The sequence below is a fragment of the Cellulosimicrobium sp. 4261 genome (genome assembly GCF_040546915.1).
In the GTDB taxonomy this organism is placed as follows: domain Bacteria; phylum Actinomycetota; class Actinomycetes; order Actinomycetales; family Cellulomonadaceae; genus Cellulosimicrobium; species Cellulosimicrobium cinnabarinum.
The window spans coordinates 65,022-83,583 of record NZ_JBEPOQ010000011.1 but is presented as its reverse complement, the minus strand read 5'-3'; the positions used below and the strand labels follow the sequence as shown (position 1 = coordinate 83,583).

The 18,562-nt window shown below is 75.0% G+C and carries 17 protein-coding genes; 13 read left to right on the top strand and 4 right to left on the bottom strand.

Going from position 1 to position 18,562, the window contains the following annotated elements; genetic code table 11:
* Positions 1-23 precede the first annotated feature (23 nt).
* Positions 24-845 carry an alpha/beta fold hydrolase gene (locus ABIE39_RS14140; protein WP_354052246.1) on the bottom strand — a complete coding sequence of 274 codons (822 nt, stop codon included), beginning with the start codon at positions 843-845 and terminating at the stop codon, positions 24-26.
* Between the two features lie 140 nt (positions 846-985).
* Between ABIE39_RS14140 and ABIE39_RS14135 the strand changes: the two genes are divergently transcribed.
* Positions 986-2,257 carry an NYN domain-containing protein gene (locus ABIE39_RS14135; RefSeq protein ID WP_175009909.1) on the top strand — a complete coding sequence of 424 codons (1,272 nt, stop codon included), beginning with the start codon at positions 986-988 and terminating at the stop codon, positions 2,255-2,257.
* Between the two features lie 72 nt (positions 2,258-2,329).
* Here ABIE39_RS14135 and ABIE39_RS14130 read toward each other — a convergent pair whose 3' ends face one another.
* Entirely contained in the window at positions 2,330-3,172 is an 843-nt protein-coding gene (locus tag ABIE39_RS14130) for an alpha/beta fold hydrolase (protein ID WP_043654451.1), read from the bottom strand.
* A 110-nt stretch (positions 3,173-3,282) separates the two neighbouring features.
* On the opposite strand from ABIE39_RS14130, the gene ABIE39_RS14125 reads away from it, so the two are divergent.
* Together ABIE39_RS14125 and ABIE39_RS14120 are read left to right on the top strand one after the other, a co-directional pair.
* The gene (locus ABIE39_RS14125; RefSeq protein WP_354052244.1) at positions 3,283-3,852 is read left to right on the top strand and encodes a TetR/AcrR family transcriptional regulator; all 570 of its coding nucleotides are present in this window, start codon (positions 3,283-3,285) and stop codon (positions 3,850-3,852) included.
* 238 nt (positions 3,853-4,090) lie between these two features.
* A complete protein-coding gene (locus ABIE39_RS14120; protein WP_175009911.1) occupies positions 4,091-5,407 on the top strand; it encodes a family 16 glycosylhydrolase in 1,317 nt (438 codons plus the stop codon).
* Positions 5,408-5,468: 61 nt separating this feature from the next.
* On the opposite strand, the gene ABIE39_RS14115 is transcribed toward ABIE39_RS14120, so the two are convergent.
* A complete protein-coding gene (locus ABIE39_RS14115) occupies positions 5,469-6,710 on the bottom strand; it encodes a cation:proton antiporter (protein WP_354052242.1) in 1,242 nt (413 codons plus the stop codon).
* Positions 6,711-6,943: 233 nt separating this feature from the next.
* On the opposite strand from ABIE39_RS14115, the gene ABIE39_RS14110 reads away from it, so the two are divergent.
* The 4 genes from ABIE39_RS14110 to ABIE39_RS14095 all read left to right on the top strand — a co-directional run bounded on the left by ABIE39_RS14110 (position 6,944) and on the right by ABIE39_RS14095 (position 12,438).
* On the top strand, positions 6,944-8,320 hold the full coding sequence (locus ABIE39_RS14110) for an 8-oxoguanine deaminase (protein ID WP_175009912.1): 1,377 nt from the start codon (positions 6,944-6,946) through the stop codon (positions 8,318-8,320).
* A gap of 120 nt (positions 8,321-8,440) precedes the next feature.
* Positions 8,441-10,075, top strand: coding sequence for a nucleobase:cation symporter-2 family protein (locus tag ABIE39_RS14105; protein WP_354052240.1), 1,635 nt, complete (start codon positions 8,441-8,443; stop codon positions 10,073-10,075).
* Positions 10,076-10,218: 143 nt separating this feature from the next.
* Positions 10,219-11,739: an amino acid permease gene (locus tag ABIE39_RS14100; RefSeq protein WP_354052238.1), complete on the top strand. Its 1,521-nt coding sequence runs from the start codon at positions 10,219-10,221 to the stop codon at positions 11,737-11,739.
* A 54-nt stretch (positions 11,740-11,793) separates the two neighbouring features.
* A complete protein-coding gene (locus ABIE39_RS14095; RefSeq protein ID WP_061268954.1) occupies positions 11,794-12,438 on the top strand; it encodes a lysophospholipid acyltransferase family protein in 645 nt (214 codons plus the stop codon).
* 12 nt (positions 12,439-12,450) lie between these two features.
* On the opposite strand, the gene ABIE39_RS14090 is transcribed toward ABIE39_RS14095, so the two are convergent.
* Positions 12,451-13,200, bottom strand: coding sequence for a ZIP family metal transporter (locus ABIE39_RS14090; RefSeq protein WP_108047733.1), 750 nt, complete (start codon positions 13,198-13,200; stop codon positions 12,451-12,453).
* 105 nt (positions 13,201-13,305) lie between these two features.
* Here ABIE39_RS14090 and ABIE39_RS14085 point away from each other — a divergent pair, with 105 nt between their 5' ends.
* The 6 genes from ABIE39_RS14085 to ABIE39_RS14060 all read left to right on the top strand — a co-directional run bounded on the left by ABIE39_RS14085 (position 13,306) and on the right by ABIE39_RS14060 (position 18,541).
* The gene (locus ABIE39_RS14085; protein WP_209829048.1) at positions 13,306-14,601 is read left to right on the top strand and encodes a sensor histidine kinase; all 1,296 of its coding nucleotides are present in this window, start codon (positions 13,306-13,308) and stop codon (positions 14,599-14,601) included.
* A gap of 26 nt (positions 14,602-14,627) precedes the next feature.
* On the top strand, positions 14,628-15,275 hold the full coding sequence (locus tag ABIE39_RS14080; RefSeq protein WP_175009915.1) for a response regulator: 648 nt from the start codon (positions 14,628-14,630) through the stop codon (positions 15,273-15,275).
* 36 nt (positions 15,276-15,311) lie between these two features.
* Positions 15,312-15,758, top strand: coding sequence for a DoxX family protein (locus tag ABIE39_RS14075; RefSeq protein WP_009864071.1), 447 nt, complete (start codon positions 15,312-15,314; stop codon positions 15,756-15,758).
* A gap of 125 nt (positions 15,759-15,883) precedes the next feature.
* Complete coding sequence (locus ABIE39_RS14070) at positions 15,884-17,071, top strand: hypothetical protein (protein WP_354052236.1); 1,188 nt, start codon at positions 15,884-15,886, stop codon at positions 17,069-17,071.
* A 64-nt stretch (positions 17,072-17,135) separates the two neighbouring features.
* A complete protein-coding gene (locus ABIE39_RS14065) occupies positions 17,136-17,537 on the top strand; it encodes a MerR family transcriptional regulator (protein ID WP_175009916.1) in 402 nt (133 codons plus the stop codon).
* Positions 17,538-17,596: 59 nt separating this feature from the next.
* Positions 17,597-18,541: an aldo/keto reductase gene (locus ABIE39_RS14060; protein ID WP_216608015.1), complete on the top strand. Its 945-nt coding sequence runs from the start codon at positions 17,597-17,599 to the stop codon at positions 18,539-18,541.
* The last annotated feature ends 21 nt before the right edge of the window (positions 18,542-18,562 follow it).

Here is an 18,562-nt window from a genome sequence, read left to right as displayed (position 1 = left end):
ACGGTGTGTACGGTCGTACATATCTACCGGCCGACGGCGTCTCGGACGAAGCGCGCCAGCACGTCCGCCATCGCCACGGGCTCCCAGGAGTGGAACGCGCCGGCGACCTCGCGGACCTCGCCGTGCGGCACCGCGTCCACGATCTTCCGTGCGGAGAGCGGCATCTCGGGGAACGTCGACGTCCCGTACGTCGCGAGCACCGGGACGCCCACGCTCGCGAGCGTCCCGTCCTCGAGCGCGGCCGACGCGCGGACGAGGGACTCGCCGTCGGCGCGCTGGCTGCGCGAGCCCCGCGCGAGCTCCGCGAAGTCGGGGGAGCGGCGCATGCCCTCGAGCCACTCCGGCGGCATGTCCTTCATGTACTGCTCGGTCGCGCCGACGTAGTCCTCGGCGTCGAGCCGCCGCTCGAACTCGTCGATCCACTCCTTCGTCGCCGCCGCGTCGTCGCCCAGCGGCGCCTCCCACAGCACCAGGCCGGTCACGGGCAGTCCGACGCGCGCCGCCGCGAGCGCGATCGTGCAGCCGGACGAGTGCCCGCACAGCACCGCCCCGCGGCCCGTGCCGCGGTCGGCGACGGCGATCACCGCCGCGAGGGCGGCCAGCTCGCGCTCGAGGTCGAGCACGCCGTCGGCCGGGCTGTCGCCGCGTCCGAGGCGGTCGTGGACGACCGTCGTCATGCCCTGCCGGGACACGCGGTCCGCGGTCTCGGTGGTGACCGGGTCGATCGCGCGGAACGGTCCCGCACCCGCGACGAACACGAGACCCGGGCCCTCGCCGCGCAGGTCGTAGGTGACGGCGTCCCCCCGCGCGGTGGTCACGCGGCTCGTCGTGAGGCGGTCGGTCATGGCTGCTCCCTCGGCTCGGCGGCGGCCGACGTCCGGCCGCCACCGAGGAGGACCGGCGCGGGACCCGGGACTCATCGACCGGGGCGACACCGCCCGGGTGCGGCGGCGCGGCGTCGTGGTCTGCGCCTAGGCTGGCGAGCATGGACACCGAGGAACGCCTGGCCGTCTTCATCGACTACGAGAACCTCGCGCTCGGCGCGCGCGAGCACCTGGGCGGCATGACGTTCGACTTCGGCCCGATCGCCGACGCGCTCGCCGTGCGCGGGCGCGTCGTCGTGCGGCGGGCGTACGCGGACTGGTCGTACTTCGACGAGGACCGTCGCTCGCTCACGCGGCACCAGGTCGAGCTCATCGAGATGCCCCAGCGCATGGGGGCGTCCCGCAAGAACGCCGCCGACATCAAGATGGTCGTCGACGCGATCGAGATGGCGTTCGAGCGCGACTACATCTCGACGTTCGTCATGTGCACGGGGGACAGCGACTTCTCCCCGCTCGTCCACAAGCTGCGCGAGCTGAACAAGCGCGTGATCGGCGTGGGCGTCGAGAAGTCGACGTCACGCCTCCTGCCGCCCGCGTGCGACGAGTTCCTCTTCTACGACCGGCTCGAGGGCGTCGACGTGCCCGACGAGCCGGAGCCCCGCTCGGTCCGCGGCGCGCGCGCCGGGGCGACGTCGGGCGGCGCGAAGGCGAAGCGCACCGGCGGCCGCACGTCCGGGCGCCGCAAGGCGACCGAGATCGCCGAGCCGGAGGTCGAGACGCCCGCGGCGGCGGCGCTCGCGGAGCTGGGCGAGGCCGTCGGGCGCTCGTCGCGGCGGGGCGAGCCCGTCGTGACGGAGAACGCCGAGGTCGACGGCGAGACGACGCCCGTCGAGCAGCCGGCCGACGAGCCCGCGCTCGTCGCGACGACCGCCGAGGCCGACGACGAGGCGCCGTCGGGCGAGGACCTCCCGATGGAGGTGCGCGTCGCGCAGACGTTGGCCGACCTCGAGGCGTCCACGAGCGGCCCGGTCACGGCGTCGGTGCTCAAGCGCACGCTGCTGCGCAAGGACCCGACGTTCAGCGAGGCGGACTACGGGTTCCGCAACTTCGGCGAGTTCCTGCGGTTCCTCGCCGACCGGAGCTTCATCGAGCTCGCGCCCGGCCCCGCGACGGGCGACCCGGAGGTGTCGCTGCCCGCGCAGGGCGACACGGACCAGGCGTTCGCGCTGGTGCGCGACGTGGTCCGCGAGGAGGGCGGCTCGACGGTCCTGTCCGGGCTGAAGAACGCGATCCGCAAGAAGCGCCCCGACTTCAGCGAGAAGGCGCTCGGGTACCGCGGGTTCCTGCAGTTCTGCAAGGCGGCGCAGGCCGCCGGCGCCGTCGACCTCGCGTGGGACGACGACGCCGACGACTACCGCGTGACGGTCGCCTGAGGCTCCCGTCCGGCCGGGGTGCCGGGCGCCGGGGATCACCCCGGCGCCCGGACCTGCTGTCCGGCGCTGCGGTCAGCGGCCGACGAAGGCGAGCAGCGCCTCGTTGACCTCGGCCGCGTGCGTGACGAGCAGGCCGTGGGGGGCGCCCTCGACCTCGACGTACTCGGCGTCCGGCACGAGCTGGCGGAAACGGCGCCCGGTCGCGTCGATCGGCAGGATGTTGTCCTTCGTGCCGTGCAGGATCAGGGTCGGCTTGCCGGCGGCGCGGACGGCCTCGACGTCGGCCCGGAAGTCCTCGATCCAGGTCGGCACGACCGCGTACGCGGCGACGGGCGCGGAGCCGATCGCGGTGATCCAGCTCGCGTGCACGGCGTCCTCGCTGATGCGGGTCCCGAGGTTCTCGTCGAGGTTGTAGAAGTCCTTGTAGAACTGCGTGTACCAGGCGTAGCGGTCGGAGCGCGCGGCCTCGACGATGCCGTCGAACACGGACTGCGGGACGCCCTCCGGGTTGTCGTCGCGCTGGACGAGGAAGGGCTCGAGCGAGGCGAGGAACGCGAGCTTGGCGACGCGCTCGTGGCCGTGGTTCTTCACGTAGCGGGCGAGCTCGCCGGTGCCCATGGAGAAGCCGACGAGGATCACGTCGCGCAGGTCGAGCGTCTCCAGGACGGTGTCGAGGTCGGCCGCGAACGTGTCGTAGTCGTAGCCGCTGCCGACCTTGCTCGACGCGCCGAACCCGCGGCGGTCGTACGTGATGACGCGGTGGCCGGCGTCGAGCAGCTCGCGCTTCTGCAGCTCCCAGCTGTGGCCGTCGAGGGGGTAGCCGTGGATGAGGACGACCGGCTGCCCGGCGCCCTGGTCCTCGTAGTAGAGCTCGATGTCGGTGGAGTTCTCCTGCCCGACGGTGATGTACCCCATGGTCGTGCCCCTTTCGCGAGGACGGGAGAACGGTCGTTCTCCCGTTGGTCGCTACACTAGAGAACGATGGTTCTCCGCGCAAGCGGTACGACGTGAACAGGAGATGAGCGATGCTCGACGACGCGAGCGCCCGCGCGGCCGTGGTGGCCGCGGCCGACCGGCTGTTCTACGCCCAGGGCGTGCAGGCCGTCGGTATGGACGCCGTCCGTGCGGAGGCCGGGGTGTCGCTCAAGCGCATCTACTCGCTCTTCCCGTCCAAGGACGACCTCGTCGTGGCCGTGCTGCGCCAGCGCACCCGCCGGTGGGACGACGGGATCGCCCAGGCTGCCGCCGGAGCCGCCACGCCCCGGGAGCGGCTGCTCGCCGTGTTCGACTTCCTCGACGCGTGGTTCCGCGAGGACGGCTTCCGCGGCTGCGCGTTCATCAACTCGTTCGGCGAGCTCGGTGCGACGTCGCCCGGGGTCGCCGCCGCGGTGCGCGAGCACAAGGAGTCGTTCCAGCAGTACGCGCGCGACGTCGTGCGCGAGGCGGGCCTGCCCGACGACGTCGCGCTCCAGGTCGTGCTGCTCGCCGAGGGGGCGCAGACGACGGCGGCCATCACGCAGGACCTCGACCTCGCGCGCCAGGCGCGCCGTGCGGCCGAGGCGATCCTCGACGCGGCGGTCCCCGCGACCGCCTGACGCCCCGGGCGCTGCCACCGGCGGCGGGCGCCGGGCCCCGTGCGCGAGGTCGGGGGGAGAGAAGATGGGAGCGGTCCCACGACACGCCGAGAGAGCGCTTGCTCGGCGTGTTCTCGCCACCGTAGGGTCGCGGACGGAGGGCCGAGGAACGGCCCCCGCCCGGTGCAGAGTCGCGCCGAGAGCATGTCCCGCACCGTGGCGAGACGCAGGCGGCACCGCCGCCGGACCTGGAGGAACGATGGACCTCGCACGTCACCGCTCCCTGACCCCGCCCCGCACCCCGGCCGGGCGCCGACCACGCGCCCGGCGGCGCCTCGCGGGCGCGCTCGTCGCCGCGCTCACGGCCGCCGCGGCGGCGCTCGCCGTCACCGTGCCCGCGACGTCGGCCGCCGCCGCGCCCGGCGACCTCCTGTGGTCCGACGAGTTCGACGGCGCGGCGGGCTCCGCGCCGAACCCCGCCGTCTGGAACCACGAGACCGGCGCGCACGGGTGGGGCAACGCCGAGCTCCAGAACTACACGGCCTCGCGCGCCAACTCCGCGCTCGACGGCCAGGGCAACCTCGTCATCACCGCGCGCCGGGAGGGCGACGGGTCGTACACGTCGGCGCGCATGACGACCCAGGGGAAGTACCAGCCGCAGTACGGGCGCATCGAGGCGCGGATCCAGATCCCGCGCGGCCAGGGGATCTGGCCGGCGTTCTGGATGCTCGGCGGGAGCTTCCCCGGCACGCCGTGGCCGTCGTCGGGCGAGATCGACATCATGGAGAACGTCGGCTTCGAGCCGCACCGCGTGCACGGCACGGTGCACGGCCCGGGGTACTCCGGCGGCTCCGGCATCACGGGCATGTACCAGCACCCGCAGGGCTGGTCGTTCGCGGACACGTTCCACACGTTCGCGGTCGACTGGAAGCCGGGGGAGATCACGTGGTTCGTCGACGGCCAGCAGTTCCACCGCGTCACGCGCGCGAGCGTCGGCGCGAACGCCTGGGTGTTCGACCAGCCGTTCTTCCTCATCCTCAACGTCGCGGTCGGCGGGCAGTGGCCCGGCTACCCCGACGGCACGACCCAGCTCCCGCAGCAGATGAAGGTCGACTACGTGCGCGTCTACGACAACGGCTCGGGCTCGTCGAACCCGGGGAACCCCGGGAACCCCGGGACCGGCCTGCCGACGGGCACCGGCCCGGTGCGCGCCGCGAACGGCATGTGCGTCGACGTCCCGTGGGCGGACCCGACCGACGGCAACCAGGTGCAGATCGTCACGTGCAGCGGCAACGCCGCACAGACCTGGACGCGCGGCTCCGACGGGACCGTCCGTGCGCTCGGCAAGTGCCTCGACGTGCGCGACGGCTCGACGACGCGCGGCGCCGCCGTGCAGGTCTGGACGTGCAACGGGACGGGCGCGCAGAAGTGGGCGTACGACGCGGGGAGCAAGGCGCTGCGCAACCCGCAGTCCGGGCTCTGCCTCGACGCCACGGGCGGCGCGCCCCTGCACGACGGCCAGCGGCTCCAGACCTGGACGTGCAACGGCACCGCGGCCCAGCAGTGGACGCTGTGACAGCCGGCTGATCCGGCGACCGCGGCGACCGGCCACGCGGGCATGGGCACCTCCGGGTGCGTCACCCGCGCGCGGTCGCCGCGTCGTCGGGCGGGTCGACGCGCGGGCCCGGCTCGCCCTGCTCGCCCGGTCCGGGCGGGCGGGCGCCCGGCTCGCGCGGCCCGAGCCGGCTCGCGACCATCGGCAGCACGATCACCGACAGCACGCCCGCGCCGACGAGCGCCGCCCCGACCTGGGACGTCATGGCGCCCTGCTCGACGGCGATCTCGGTGAGCGCGACGAGCAGCGGCAGCGCGGTCGCCGCGTAGAGCGCCGTCTGGACCCGCTCGACCGACGGCAGCTCGCGCCGGAACCACAGGAGCACCGGCCCGCCCCGCACGACCACCATGAGCGCGAAGAACGTCAGCGGCAGCAGCGGGGACGCGACGATGGAGTCGATGTCCAGGCCCATGCCGGAGCTCACGAAGAACACCGGCACGAACACGCCCCACGCGACCGCGTCGAGCTTCTTCTCGAGCGCCTCGACGTCGCCGGGCGCCCAGCGCCGCAGCACCATGCCGCCGACGAACGCGCCGAGCACCGCGTCGAACCCGAGGCCCGCGGCGAGCGCGAGCAGCACGACGAGCAGCAGCACCGTGAGGCGCAGCGTGCTCTGGCCGGTCCCGTGCTCCGCCGCGCTGAAGAGGCGGTCGCCGCCGAGGGCCTTGAGGCGCCCCAGCCGGCCCGGCAGCGCGGACAGCGCGACCGCGACGACCGCGAACAGCGCGAGCAGGATCGCCGCGACCCCGCTCTCGCGCGTCCCGAGCAGCACGGCCATGGCGACGATCGGGCCGAGCTCGCCCACCGCCCCGACCACGAGCACGGCGCGGCCGAGCCGCGAGCCGAGCTGACCGCCGTCGCGCAGGATCGGGAGCACCACGCCGAGCGCCGTCGTCGTGAGCGCGATCGCCCCGGCCGCGACGGCGTGCGGCGAGTCGTGACGCACGACCACGAGGACGAGCACCGCCCCGACCACGAGCGACGTCAGCCACGCGGCTCCGGCCCGCCGCCCGACGCGCTCGCGCAGGAGACTCGGCTCGAGCTCGTACCCGGCCAGCAGGAAGAGGAAGCCCATGCCGAGGTCCGAGAGGAGCGTGACGTCGTCGGGCGCCGCGAGATCGAGAGCGGCGGGCCCGACGAGGATGCCGCCCAGCAGCAGCACGACGACCTGCGGGACGCGCGACCGCACGGGCATGAGGCCCGTGAGCAGCGGTGCCAGCAGGGCGACGACGAACACCGGCACGAGCGGGGCGTAGACGTTCACGGTCGGCTCCCGGGTTCGGCGGCGGCGGCGAGCACCAGGATGGCGCAGCGGCTGAGGTCGCGCGCGGGAAGCCCCGACGGGCGGGGCACGCCCTTGACGACGGTCGCGGCCCGGCCTAGCGTCGGCCGGGCCGCGTGACGCGCGGCACCTGGATCGGCAGACAGGACCACTGAGCCGGCGCACCGTGGCGCCGGAGCCGCGCCCCGGTGAGCGACGAGCCACCAGGAGGCACCATGACCAGCACCGACGCAGCGACCAGGACGTGGGTCCGCGACCCGCTCGGCGTGTTCACCGCCGACGACTCCCTGGGCGCCCCGGACGCGCGCGGCGGCCTCGTCGTCGAGGGCGGGGTGATCGTCGAGCTCGTCGCGGCCGGCGCGCAGCCGTCCGCTCCCGTCGACGAGACGTTCGACGCGTCGCAGCACGTGCTCACGCCGGGTCTGATCAACACGCACCACCACTTCTACCAGACGCTCACGCGGGCCTGGGGGCCGGTCGCCGACGCCCCGCTCTTCCCCTGGCTGCAGCGCCTCTACCCGGTCTGGGCGCGGCTCACCCCGCGCGACCACGAGCTCGCGACGACCGTCGCGCTCGCCGAGCTGCTGCTCTCCGGCTGCACGACGGCGGCCGACCACCACTACGTCTTCCCGGCCGGTCTCGACGACGCGATCGACCTCCAGGTCGCGGCGGTCCGACGGCTCGGGATGCGCGCCACGCTCACGCGCGGGTCCATGACGCTCGGTGAGGACGACGGCGGCCTGCCGCCGCAGTCGGTCGTGCAGGACCTCGACACGATCCTCGCGGACTCGCGGCGGCTCGTGGAGACCTACCACGAGCGCGGCGCCGGGGCGCAGGTGCAGATCGCGCTCGCGCCCTGCTCGCCGTTCTCCGTGACCACCGACGCGATGCGCGAGAGCGCGGCGCTCGCGGAGGAGCTCGACGTCCGCCTGCACACGCACCTCGCCGAGACCGTCGACGAGGAGGACTTCTGCCGCGAGCGCTTCGGGATGCGCACGGTCGACTACCTCGAGTCCGTCGGCTGGCTCACGGACCGCGCCTGGCTCGGTCACGGCATCCACCTCGACGACGACGAGGTGCGCCGCCTCGGGGCGGCGGGGACCGGCGTCGCGCACTGCCCGACGTCGAACATGCGCCTCGCGTCCGGCATCGCCCGGGCCGTGGAGCTGGAGGACGCGGGCGCGCCCGTCGGGCTCGGGGTCGACGGCTCCGCGTCGAACGACGCCTCGACGATGATCCTGGAGGCGCGCCAGGCGCTCTATCTGCAACGTCTCAGGTACGGCGCGGACATCCCCGTGACGCGCGCGCTCGGCTGGGGCACGCGCGGGTCGGCGCGCGTGCTGGGCAGGGACGACGTCGGCGTCCTCGCGGTCGGCAAGCAGGCCGACCTGGCGCTGTGGCGGCTCGACGAGCTGCGCTTCTCCGGCGCCCACGACCCGGTCGCCGCGCTCCTGCTGTGCGGCGCCGACCGCGCGGACCGGGTCATGGTGGGCGGCGCGTGGCGCGTCGTCGACGGCACGATCCCCGGGCTCGACCTCGGTGCCCTGGCGGCGGAGCACTCGGCGGCGGCGCGCCGCCTCGTCGCGGGCTGAGCCGGCCCCGCCGGCCGCGGACGAGTTGTCGTCGGGGACTTGACACAGGTCACACTTGGCGTTCGAATAGTGGAAGTAGTTTTCCGCCAAGCGGAACGATAGCTGACGAGGAGGTCCGCTATGAACGCGCGAGCCACGAGGGCCACGGACGGCGCCGAACGGCGTCCGGTACGCCCTGAGGACGAGCGGCTGCCCATCGGGTCGACGTTCGGGTACGGGTTCCAGCACGTGCTCACGATGTACGGCGGCATCATCGCCCCACCGCTCATCGTGGGGAGCGCCGCGGGCCTGACCGGTGCCGAGATCGGGACGCTCGTCGCGGCGTCCCTCTTCATCGGCGGGCTCGCGACGATCCTGCAGACGGTGGGCATCCCCTTCTTCGGGTCCCAGCTGCCGCTGGTCCAGGGCGTGTCCTTCGCGGGCGTCTCCACGATGGTCGCGATCGTCAACGGCGGGGGAGGGATCCCGGGCGTCCTGGGCGCGGTGCTCGTCGCCTCCGTGATCGGCCTGCTCATCACGCCGTTCTTCGCGCAGATCATCCGGTTCTTCCCACCCGTCGTCACGGGCGTCGTCATCACGACGATCGGGCTCACGCTCATGCCCGTCGCGGCCAACTGGGCGATGGGCGGCAACGCGAGCGCGCCCGACTACGGCTCGGTGAGCAACATCGGCCTCGCCGCGCTGACGTTCGCGATCGTCATCCTCCTGTCCAAGGTCGGCAGCGGCACGATCTCGCGCCTGTCGATCCTCATCGCGATCGTCGTCGGGACGCTCATCGCCCTCGCGCTGGGCAAGGCCGACTTCTCCGGCGTGGGCGACGGCCCCGTCGCCGCGTTCCCGTCGTTCCTCGGCTTCGGGGCGCCGACGTTCGAGATCGCCGCGATCATCTCCATGCTCATCGTCATCCTCGTGACCCTCACCGAGACGACGGCCGACATCATCGCCGTCGGCGAGATCGTCGGCACCAAGGTGAACCGCAAGCGCATCGCCGACGGCCTCCGTGCCGACATGGCGTCGTCCATCGTGTCGCCGTTCTTCGGGTCCTTCACGCAGTCGGCGTTCGCGCAGAACGTCGGTCTCGTGGCCATCACGGGCGTGAAGTCGCGGTTCGTCGTGGGGGCGGGCGGAGCGATCCTCGTGATCCTCGGCCTGCTGCCCGTCCTCGGCCGCGTCGTCGCCGCGGTGCCGACGCCGGTCCTCGGCGGTGCGGGCGTCGTCCTGTTCGGCTCGGTCGCGGCGTCGGGCATCCGCACGCTCGCCAAGGTCGACTACTCGCGCCCGATGAACCTCATCATCGTCGCGGCGTCGATCTCGTTCGGGATGATCCCCATCGCCAAGCCCGACTTCTACGACCAGTTCCCCACGTGGTTCGGGATCATCTTCCACTCGGGCATCAGCTCGGCCGCGGTCATGGCGATCCTGCTCAACCTGCTCTTCAACCACCTGAAGTTCGGCACGCCGCCCGACCCGTCCGTGTTCGCGGCCGGGGCGGAGCACGGCGCGAACGCCGTGGACGACGAGGACCTGGAGGACCTCCAGGACGACGGCGTCCTCAACGGCTCGACGCGCCGCCCGGTCGCCGTCGAGGCCGCCGCGCCGTCCCCCGAGGCCCCGGCGCCGGACGGCGACGGCCGGCAGGACGGGACCGCCGCCGGAACGGGCGACCGCGCCGACGACCCTGCCGCGCCGGGCGACGGCACCGCCGCGCCGCGCCAGCACGCCGTCGCCCCGCTCCCGCGGACCGCGACCCCGTAGCGCGGCACAGCGTCGTGCCCGACGCCGCCCCGCACCCCGCGCGTCCCCTCGCGCCGGGTGCGGGGCGCCGTCGCGCCCGGGCCGTGTAGCGTCGTGGGTCGGCGTCGAGCACGGCGTCCCGACCCCGACCGCAGGACCGCACCATGAGCACCCCCACGCCCGAACGCCCGGCACCGTCCGCGAGCGGGGCACCGGCCGAGACCCGGCCGTCGACGACCGACCCCACCGGCGACCCGACCGCCGACAGCGGCGCCGACCCGGGCGCCGACCCCGGCGCCGACCACCTGGGCAGCGGGCTGCGCACACGGCACCTCACGATGATGGGCCTCGGCTCCGCGATCGGCGCCGGGCTGTTCCTCGGCTCCGGCGTCGGGATCGCCACCGCCGGCCCGGCCGTGCTCGTGTCGTACGCGATCGCGGGCGTCGTCGTCATCCTCGTGATGCGGATGCTCGCCGAGATGGCGAGCGCGCGCCCTGCGAGCGGGTCGTTCTCCGTCTACGCGGAGGAGGCGCTCGGGCCGTGGGCCGGGTTCCTGCTCGGCTGGCTGTACTGGTTCATGCTCGTCATGGTGCTCGGCGCCGAGATCACCGGGGCCGCGCGCATCGTCACCGGCTGGTACCCCGACGTGCCGCAGTGGGGCGTCGCGCTCGCCGTGGTCGTCGTGTTCGCGGTGATCAACCTCTGGGGCGTGCGGCAGTTCGGCGAGCTCGAGTTCTGGTTCGCGTTCGTCAAGGTCGCGGCGATCGTCGGGTTCCTCGTGGTGGGCGTGCTGCTCGTGCTCGGGCTGCTGCCCGGGACGGAGCCGGTCGGCACGTCGAACCTGCTGGGCCAGGGCGGCTTCGCCCCCGAGGGGTGGGGCGGCATCGCGGCGGGCCTGCTCGTCGTCGTCTTCGCGTTCGGCGGCATCGAGATCGTCACGATCGCCGCGGCCGAGGCACGCGAGCCGCGCACGGCCGTCGCGCGCGCGACGCGCAGCATCGTGTGGCGGATCCTCGTGTTCTACCTGGGCTCGGTCGCGATCATGGTGCTCGTGCTCCCGTGGGACTCGCCGCTGCTCGCCGAGAGCCCGTTCGTCGCGGTGCTCGGTCTCGCGGGGCTCCCGGGCGCGGCCCGCGTCATGGAGGTCGTCGTCGTGGTCGCGCTGCTCTCGGCGTTCAACGCGAACGTCTACGGCACGTCGCGCATGGCGTACTCGCTGGCCGGGCGGGGCGACGGTCCGCGCGCGCTGCGGCGCGTGTCGCGCCGCGACGTCCCCTGGGTGTCGGTGCTCGTCTCCGTGTTCTTCGCGCTCGTCGCGGTCGGGCTGAACTGGCTCCTGCCGGAGGCGCTGCTGGGCATCCTGCTCAACGCCGTGGGCGCCGCGCTGCTCGTCGTGTGGGTGCTCGTCGCCGTCTCGCAGCTGCGGCTCCGCCGACGGATCGAGGCGCAGGCGCGCGCATCGGGCGAGCCGATGACGCTCCGCATGTGGGGCTTCCCGTGGCTCACGTGGGCCGTGCTCGTGGGTCTCGCGGCGCTCGCCGTCCTCATGCTGACCGACGCCGCCGCGCGCGCCCAGCTCGTGTCCACCGTGGGGCTCGTGGCCGTGATCCTCGCCGTGTACCTCGTCACACGGCGGGGCCGGGCACGGCGCGGTGCGGCGGTGGGGGCGCGCGCCGACGGGTGAGCGCTCGTCCACGGCGTGCACGGACGTGCGCCCCGGACGGTGCACAATGAACGGATGACCTATCGCGTCCTGAGGCTCATCCTGTCGCTGCTCGCCTACGTGCTGCTGCGACCCCAGGTGACAGGACGCAACAACATCCCGCGCCACGGCGCGGTGATCCTCGCGAGCAACCACCTGTCGTTCATCGACTCGCTGCTCATCCCGATCGTCGCGCCGCGGCACGTGACGTTCCTCGCCAAGGCCGAGTACTTCACGGGCCGCGGGATCAAGGGCCGCCTGTCGCGGTGGTTCTTCACGACGATCGGCATGATCCCCGTCCAGCGGGACGACCCGCGCGCGGGACAGCGCTCGCTCGAGGACGCGCTCGAGGTGCTCCAGCGCGGCGGCGCGTTCGGGATCTACCCCGAGGGCACGCGCTCGCGCGACGGCAAGCTGCACCCGGGCCGCACGGGCGTCGCGTGGCTCGCGCTCGCGGGGCACGCGCCCGTCGTCCCCGTCGCCGTGCGCGGCACGGACAAGGTCCAGCCGGTCGGCAAGCGGATCCCGCGCCTGCACCGCGTCGAGGTGCACTTCGGCAAGCCCATCGACCCGCAGCGCCAGATCACGGCCGGGACCAAGCCGGCGCAGGCGCGGCGCGAGCTCACGGACGAGGTCATGGCGTCGATCCACCGCATGAGCGGCCAGGACCTCGCGGCCTGACGGCCGCCCGGGTCACCCGCCGATCGAGCTCAGCCCGAACGCCGTCGCGAACCCCAGCACGGTGACGAGCCCGGTGACCGGGCCGCCGAACTCCGTCGCCTCGGGGATCATCGTGTCGACGAGCATGGTGAGCAGCGCCCCCGCGGCGAACGCCTGCGTGACCGCCACGACGGCGGGCGACGCGCCGTCGAGCGCGAGGTAGCCGATCCCGGCCGCGAGCGCCGAGACGAGCGTCGTCGACCCCCACAGCACCCACAGCCGCGACGGCTTCGTGCCGGCCTTGAGCAGCCCCGCCGTCGCCGACATCGCCTCCGGCAGGTTGGACACGAAGACGGCGGCGAGCATCGCGACGCTCACCCCGCCGCCCCCGATGAGCGTCGCGCCGAGGACGACGGACTCGGGGATGCCGTCGAGCACGGTGCCGAGCGCGATCGCCGCGCCCCCGGTCCCGCCGGCGGCCTGGACGGCCTCCTTCTGCACGCCGGTGGAGCGCTTGCGGCCCTCGCCGCCCATCCGGTCGATGATCCGGTCGCCGACGAAGAACGTCAGCGCCCCGCCGGCGAGGCCCGCGAGCAGGACGAGCCCGCTCGCGCGGGTCGACGCGTCCTCCACGAGGTCGTAGGCGACCGCGCTGATGAGCACGCCCGAGCCGAAGGCCATGACGAGCCCGACGAGCCGCTGGCCGGGCGGGCGCCAGAAGACGAGCGCGGCCCCGAGGAGCAGCGACGACGCCCCGACGAGGCCCCACCAGAACCCGATCACGCTCCCATTGGACCAGCGGGGGTGCCGGTGCGCGCGGCGGTCGGGCGCCGCGGTTCCCCCGTCGAGGGGATGTGCTGGGCGTGCGGCGCGGTGAGACTGGGGGCCATGACGACCGACGCGCGCCTGCCGCGAGGGTGGGGACGGGTGCTCGCCCCGCTGCGCAGCACGGCCACCGTGCGCGCCGGGGTGCTCCTCGTGGTCGGTGGCGTCGTCGCCGGGGCGTATGCGGCACTCGTCGCGGGGTTCGCGCAGATGTTCGCGTCCCTCCAGACGCCGCGGGTCGCGACCGTCGTCCTGGCGCTGGTGACGGCGGTCCTCGCGAGCACGCCCCCGTTCCTCGCGCCCGTGCGCACGCTCGAGATCGCGGCGGCGCGGACGTTCCTCGACGTCGACGTGCCGCTCCCCGCGACCGGCGCCGCCCCGCCGGGGGCGGCGACGCGCTGGCGTGCCGCGGCCTGGTACGCGCTGCACCTGGCCCTCGGTGCGGCGGTGGTGGTCGTGGTGCTGTTCGGGGTCCCGGTCGCGACGCAGCTCGTGCTGTCCGCGACGGGTGTCGAGCCGGTGCTGCTCGCGGACTGGCGACCGTGGGAGGCGCTGCCCGCGTGGACGTGGCTGCTCACCGCGGTGCTCGTGCTGCTCGCCGTCCCGTACGTCGTGGCGCTCGCGCGCGCCGTGCTGCGCCAGGCGGCCCTGCCGCTGCTCGGCCCGGACCAGACGGAGCAGATCGCGGAGCTCGAGGCGGCGGCGGACCGTGCGGCCGAGCGGGGCCGGCTCGCGCGCGAGCTGCACGACTCGGTGGGCCATGCGCTGACCGTCACGACGCTCCAGGCCGCGGCGGCCGCGCGCCTGCTCGACACCGACCCGCCCGCGGCCCGCCGCGCGCTCGCCGCGATCGAGGAGACGGGTCGCAGCGCGATGGCGGACCTCGACCACGTGCTCGGCCTCCTGCGCGCGGAGGTGCCGGGCGCGCCGCCCCGCGCCCCGGCCCGCACGCTCGCCGACCTCGACGCGCTGCTCGACGACGCGCGCGGCACGGGCGCCGACGTGCGGCTCGCGCGGGACGGTGCGGCGCCGCCCGACGTCCCGCGCGCCGTGTCGCAGGAGGCGTACCGCGTCGTGCAGGAGGCGCTGACCAACGCGCTGCGGCACGCGCCCGGCGAGCCCGTCGCCGTCGCGGTGGCCCCCGGGCCCGGCGGCGCGCTGGTCGTGGAGGTGCGCAACCCGCTCGGGGCGGGCACACGGCGTCGGGCACCCGACGGCGACGCGCGCGAGCACCGCGGCCTCGCGGGCATGCGCGAGCGGGCCCACCTGCTGCGCGGGGAGGTCGCGGCCGGTCCCGCGCCCGACGGCGGCGCCTGGGTCGTGCGCGCGACGTTCCCGCGCGCGGGGTCGTCGCGGTGAGCCCGGGCCCTGACAGGATCGGTCCCATGACGGAGACGGTCCGCGTGGTGCTCGTCGACGACGAGCCGCTCGTGCGCGCGGGCCTGCGCGTCATCCTCGACGCGGAGCCCGACCTGGCGGTCGTCGGCGAGGCGGGGGACGGCGCGGAGGCGCCGGGCGTCGTCGCGCGGGCGCGGCCCGACGTCGTGCTCATGGACGTGCGGATGCCGCGCGTCGACGGGATCTCGGCGACGCGGGCGCTGCTCGCGCGGGGCGGCGCCCCGCGCGTCCTCGTGCTCACGACCTTCGAGAACGACGACCACGTGCTCGACGCGCTCCGGGCCGGGGCGCACGGGTTCCTGCTCAAGCGCGCGCGTCCGGAGGAGGTCGCGCAGGCGGTGCGCGTCGTCGCGCGCGGCGAGTCGCTGCTCTTCCCCGACGCCGTGCGGCGCCTCGCGACCGCGCACCCGCCCACGGGCGACGCGCTGCGCGGCGCGCGCCTGACCGAGCGGGAGGGGGAGGTGCTGCGGCTCGTCGCGCAGGGGCTGTCGAACGCGGAGATCGCGGCCCGGCTCTACCTCGGCGTCGAGACCGTGCGCACGCACGTGGGCAACGTCCTCGCCAAGCTCGGCGTCCGGGACCGCACGCAGGCCGTGGTGCGAGCCTACGAGTCGGGGTTCGTGCGGGCGGGCTGACGCGCGCGCCGACCGCCCCGGTGCGACGATCGCGCCATGGACCTCTCCGTGCTCACCCGCCCCGCCCCGCCCGTGCCGCCCGTCGCGACGGTCGCGCGCGTCGCGCTGGGTCTCGCCCTGGTCGGGGCCGGGATCAGCCACCTCACGGTCGCGCGCGAGGAGTTCCAGGCGCAGGTCCCGTCCTGGTTCCCCGTGGACGACGACGTGACGGTGCTCGCGTCGGGCGCCGTCGAGATCGCGCTCGGTGGGTCGCTCGTCGTGCTGTCCCGGTGGCGCGTCGCCGTCGGGCTCGTCGCCGCCGCGTTCTTCGTCGTGATCTTCCCGGGCAACGTCGGGCAGTGGCTCGAGCACCAGGACGGGTTCGGCCTCGACACCGACGCCAAGCGGTTCGGGCGCCTGTTCTTCCAGCCCGTGCTCGTGGCGTGGGCGCTGTGGTCCACGGGCGCCCTCCGGGCGCTGCGTCGCGCGCGCCCGCGCGACTGACCTCCGCCCGCCGCGCCCTCGCTCGGCGCGGCCCGGTCATCCGGGCGTGACGGTCACCCGCGCGGGGGAGCGGGGTCGCCGCGCCGGGGGATCCGCGGCCGGGCGGGGTCCGGGAGCGTCGAGGCATGAGCACCTCGACACCGCACCCGCCCCTGTCCGACCCCACCCCTGCACCCACGCCGTCGGCCGGCGACCACCGACCGTCCACCCGCGGCGGACCACCCGCCCGTCCCGAGCGCCCGTCCCGAGGCCGCTGGGTCGCCCCCGCCGCGGCCGCGTGGTGGACCCTCGGCGGCGTCGCCACGCTCGTCGTCACGCTGACCGGCGGCACGCTCGCGGTCGGCGCCGCGAACGACCTGTCGTTCGGTGCCCTGAGCGGCGTCCCGGGCGCGACCCTCACGCCGTGGGTCGCCGTCCTCGCGCTCGTCGGCGCGGCCACCGCGCTGCGCGCGTGGCTCGGAGCCCGGCGCGGTCCCGTCGCCCGGGCCGACCGCGCGCTGACCGTCGCGGCGACCGCCGTCGTCGCGGCCGGGGTCCTCGCCCTCACCGACGCGTCGATCCTGGCGCGGCTCGGGTACCTGCCGGTCACGCTCGTCATGGCGCCGTTCGACCCCGTGATCCGCGCGGCGTTCGAGGACTTCCTCGGCGCCGGACCGCTCACGCAGCTCGCGCTCCTCGGCGGCGGCGCCCTGCTCGTCGCCTCGACGTGGCGGTTCGTGCGCCGCGGGTCCGGGGCGTGCGCGTCCTGCGGGCGCCGTCACGACGGGCACGACCCGGCGTGGACCACGCCCGCCGCCGCGGCGCGCTGGGGGCGGGCCGCCGCGCTCGTCGCCGCCGCGATCCCCACCTTCTACGCGGTGACGCGCATCGCCTGGGTGCTCGGCATCCCGCTCGGCTTCTCGCCCGACGACGTCGCGCAGCTCGCCGGCGACGACGGCTGGGTCGCGGCGCTCGGGCTGGGCGGCTTCGCGCTCGTCGGCGCCGTGCTCACGCTCGGCCTGTTCCAGCGCTGGGGCGAGGTCTTCCCGCGCTGGACGGTCGGGCTCGCGGGCCGCCGCGTGCCCGTCGCGCTCGCGGTCGTCCCCGCGACGGTCGTCGCGGTCGCGGTGCTCCCCGCGGGGCTCTCGCTCATCGTCCTCGGGTTCGGCGAGAGCCGGCTGGCCCTCACCGCGGACTCGTGGGGCGCCGTCGGGCCGACGCTCCTGTGGCCGGTGTGGTCGCTCGCCCTCGGCGCCGCGACCTACGCCTACTGGCTCCGTCGCCGTGGCACGTGCCGGGTGTGCGGGCGCGGGGGAGCCCGGGCCCGGCATTGACCTGGGGTGCACACCAGGACCCAGAATCAGGGTCGGGTACCAGATGCGCAGAGAGAGGCTCCTCATGTCCGACACGCTCACGCCGCAGGCGGCCGCCGCCCGAGCCGGCGTCAGCCTCGACACGCTCCGCTACTACGAGCGGGAGGGGCTCATCGGGCCGATCGCCCGGACGGCCGGCGGGCACCGGGCCTACGACGGCGACGACCTGTTCTGGATCGGGCTGGTGACGTGCCTGCGGGACGCCGGGCTGGGGATCGCCGAGCTGCGCGAGTTCACCTCGCTCCTGCGCCGCGAGGGGAGCCCCGCCGACCGCGTCGCCTTCCTCCAGGGCCATCGGCGGGAGCTGCGCGAGCGCAGGGCGCGGATCGATCTCGCGCTCGGCGTGCTGGACGACAAGATCGCGTACTACGAGGAGCAGTCGCGGGAGGCCTCGGGTCCGGGTCCGCGCCCACGGGTCGACGGGTAGCCGGGTCCGCCGAGGAGCCCTCTTGACCTGGAGCGCGCTCCAGCATCGAGCATCGGGGCATGACCGCACAGATGAACGCTCCCCAGATCGTCCTCGGGACCATGGACCACGGCACGCGCGTGGAGCAGTCCACCGCGTTCCGGCTGCTCGACCGCTTCGTCGAGGCGGGCGGCCACTGGCTCGACACCGCGAACTGCTACGCCTTCTGGACCGACCCGAGCGGGCTGGGCGGCGCCAGCGAGCGCGTGCTCGGCGCCTGGCTGCGGGCGAACCCGGGGGTGCGCTCCGCCGTCGGGCTCGCCACCAAGGTCCGTCAGGACCCGCTGGTCGCGCACGCGTGGCCCGAGAGCGCGGAGGGCCTCTCCGCGTCCGCCGTCCGGGCGGGCCTCGACGGGAGCCTCGACCGCCTCGGCGTCGACCACGTCGACCTGCTGTGGGCGCACGCGGAGGACCGGACGGTCGACCTCGGCGAGACGGTCGCCGCCTTCGGGGAGGCCGTGGCCGAGGGGCGCGCGAGCCGTATCGGCGCGGCCAACCACGCGTCGTGGCGGGTGCAGCAGGCACGCGACCTCGCGCGTCGGCAGGGCGTGGCCGAGTGGTCGGCGCTGCAGCTCCGGCACTCCCTCGTGCAGCCCCGCCCGGGCACGACCGTCCCGGAGGCGGGCCACAAGCTCCTGACCCCGGACGACCTCGACCACGCCCGCACGGAAGGGCTCGACCTGTGGTGCTACACGCCCCTGATGATGGGCGGGTACACCCGTGCGGACCGCCCGTTCTCCGCGGGCTACGCCCACCCGGGGACCGAGCGGGTGCTCCGCGTGCTCGACGAGGTCGCCCGGGAGACCGGGGCGACGCCGAACCAGGTCGTCCTGGCCTGGCTGATGAGCCAGGGGATCTCGCCCATCGTCGGGGCGAGCAGGATCGAGCAGGTCGACGAGGCGATGGCCGCGCGCGACGTCACGCTGTCGCCGAGCCAGCTGGACCGCTTCGCCGACGCCCGCTGACCCCCGAGTGCCGCCTGCTTC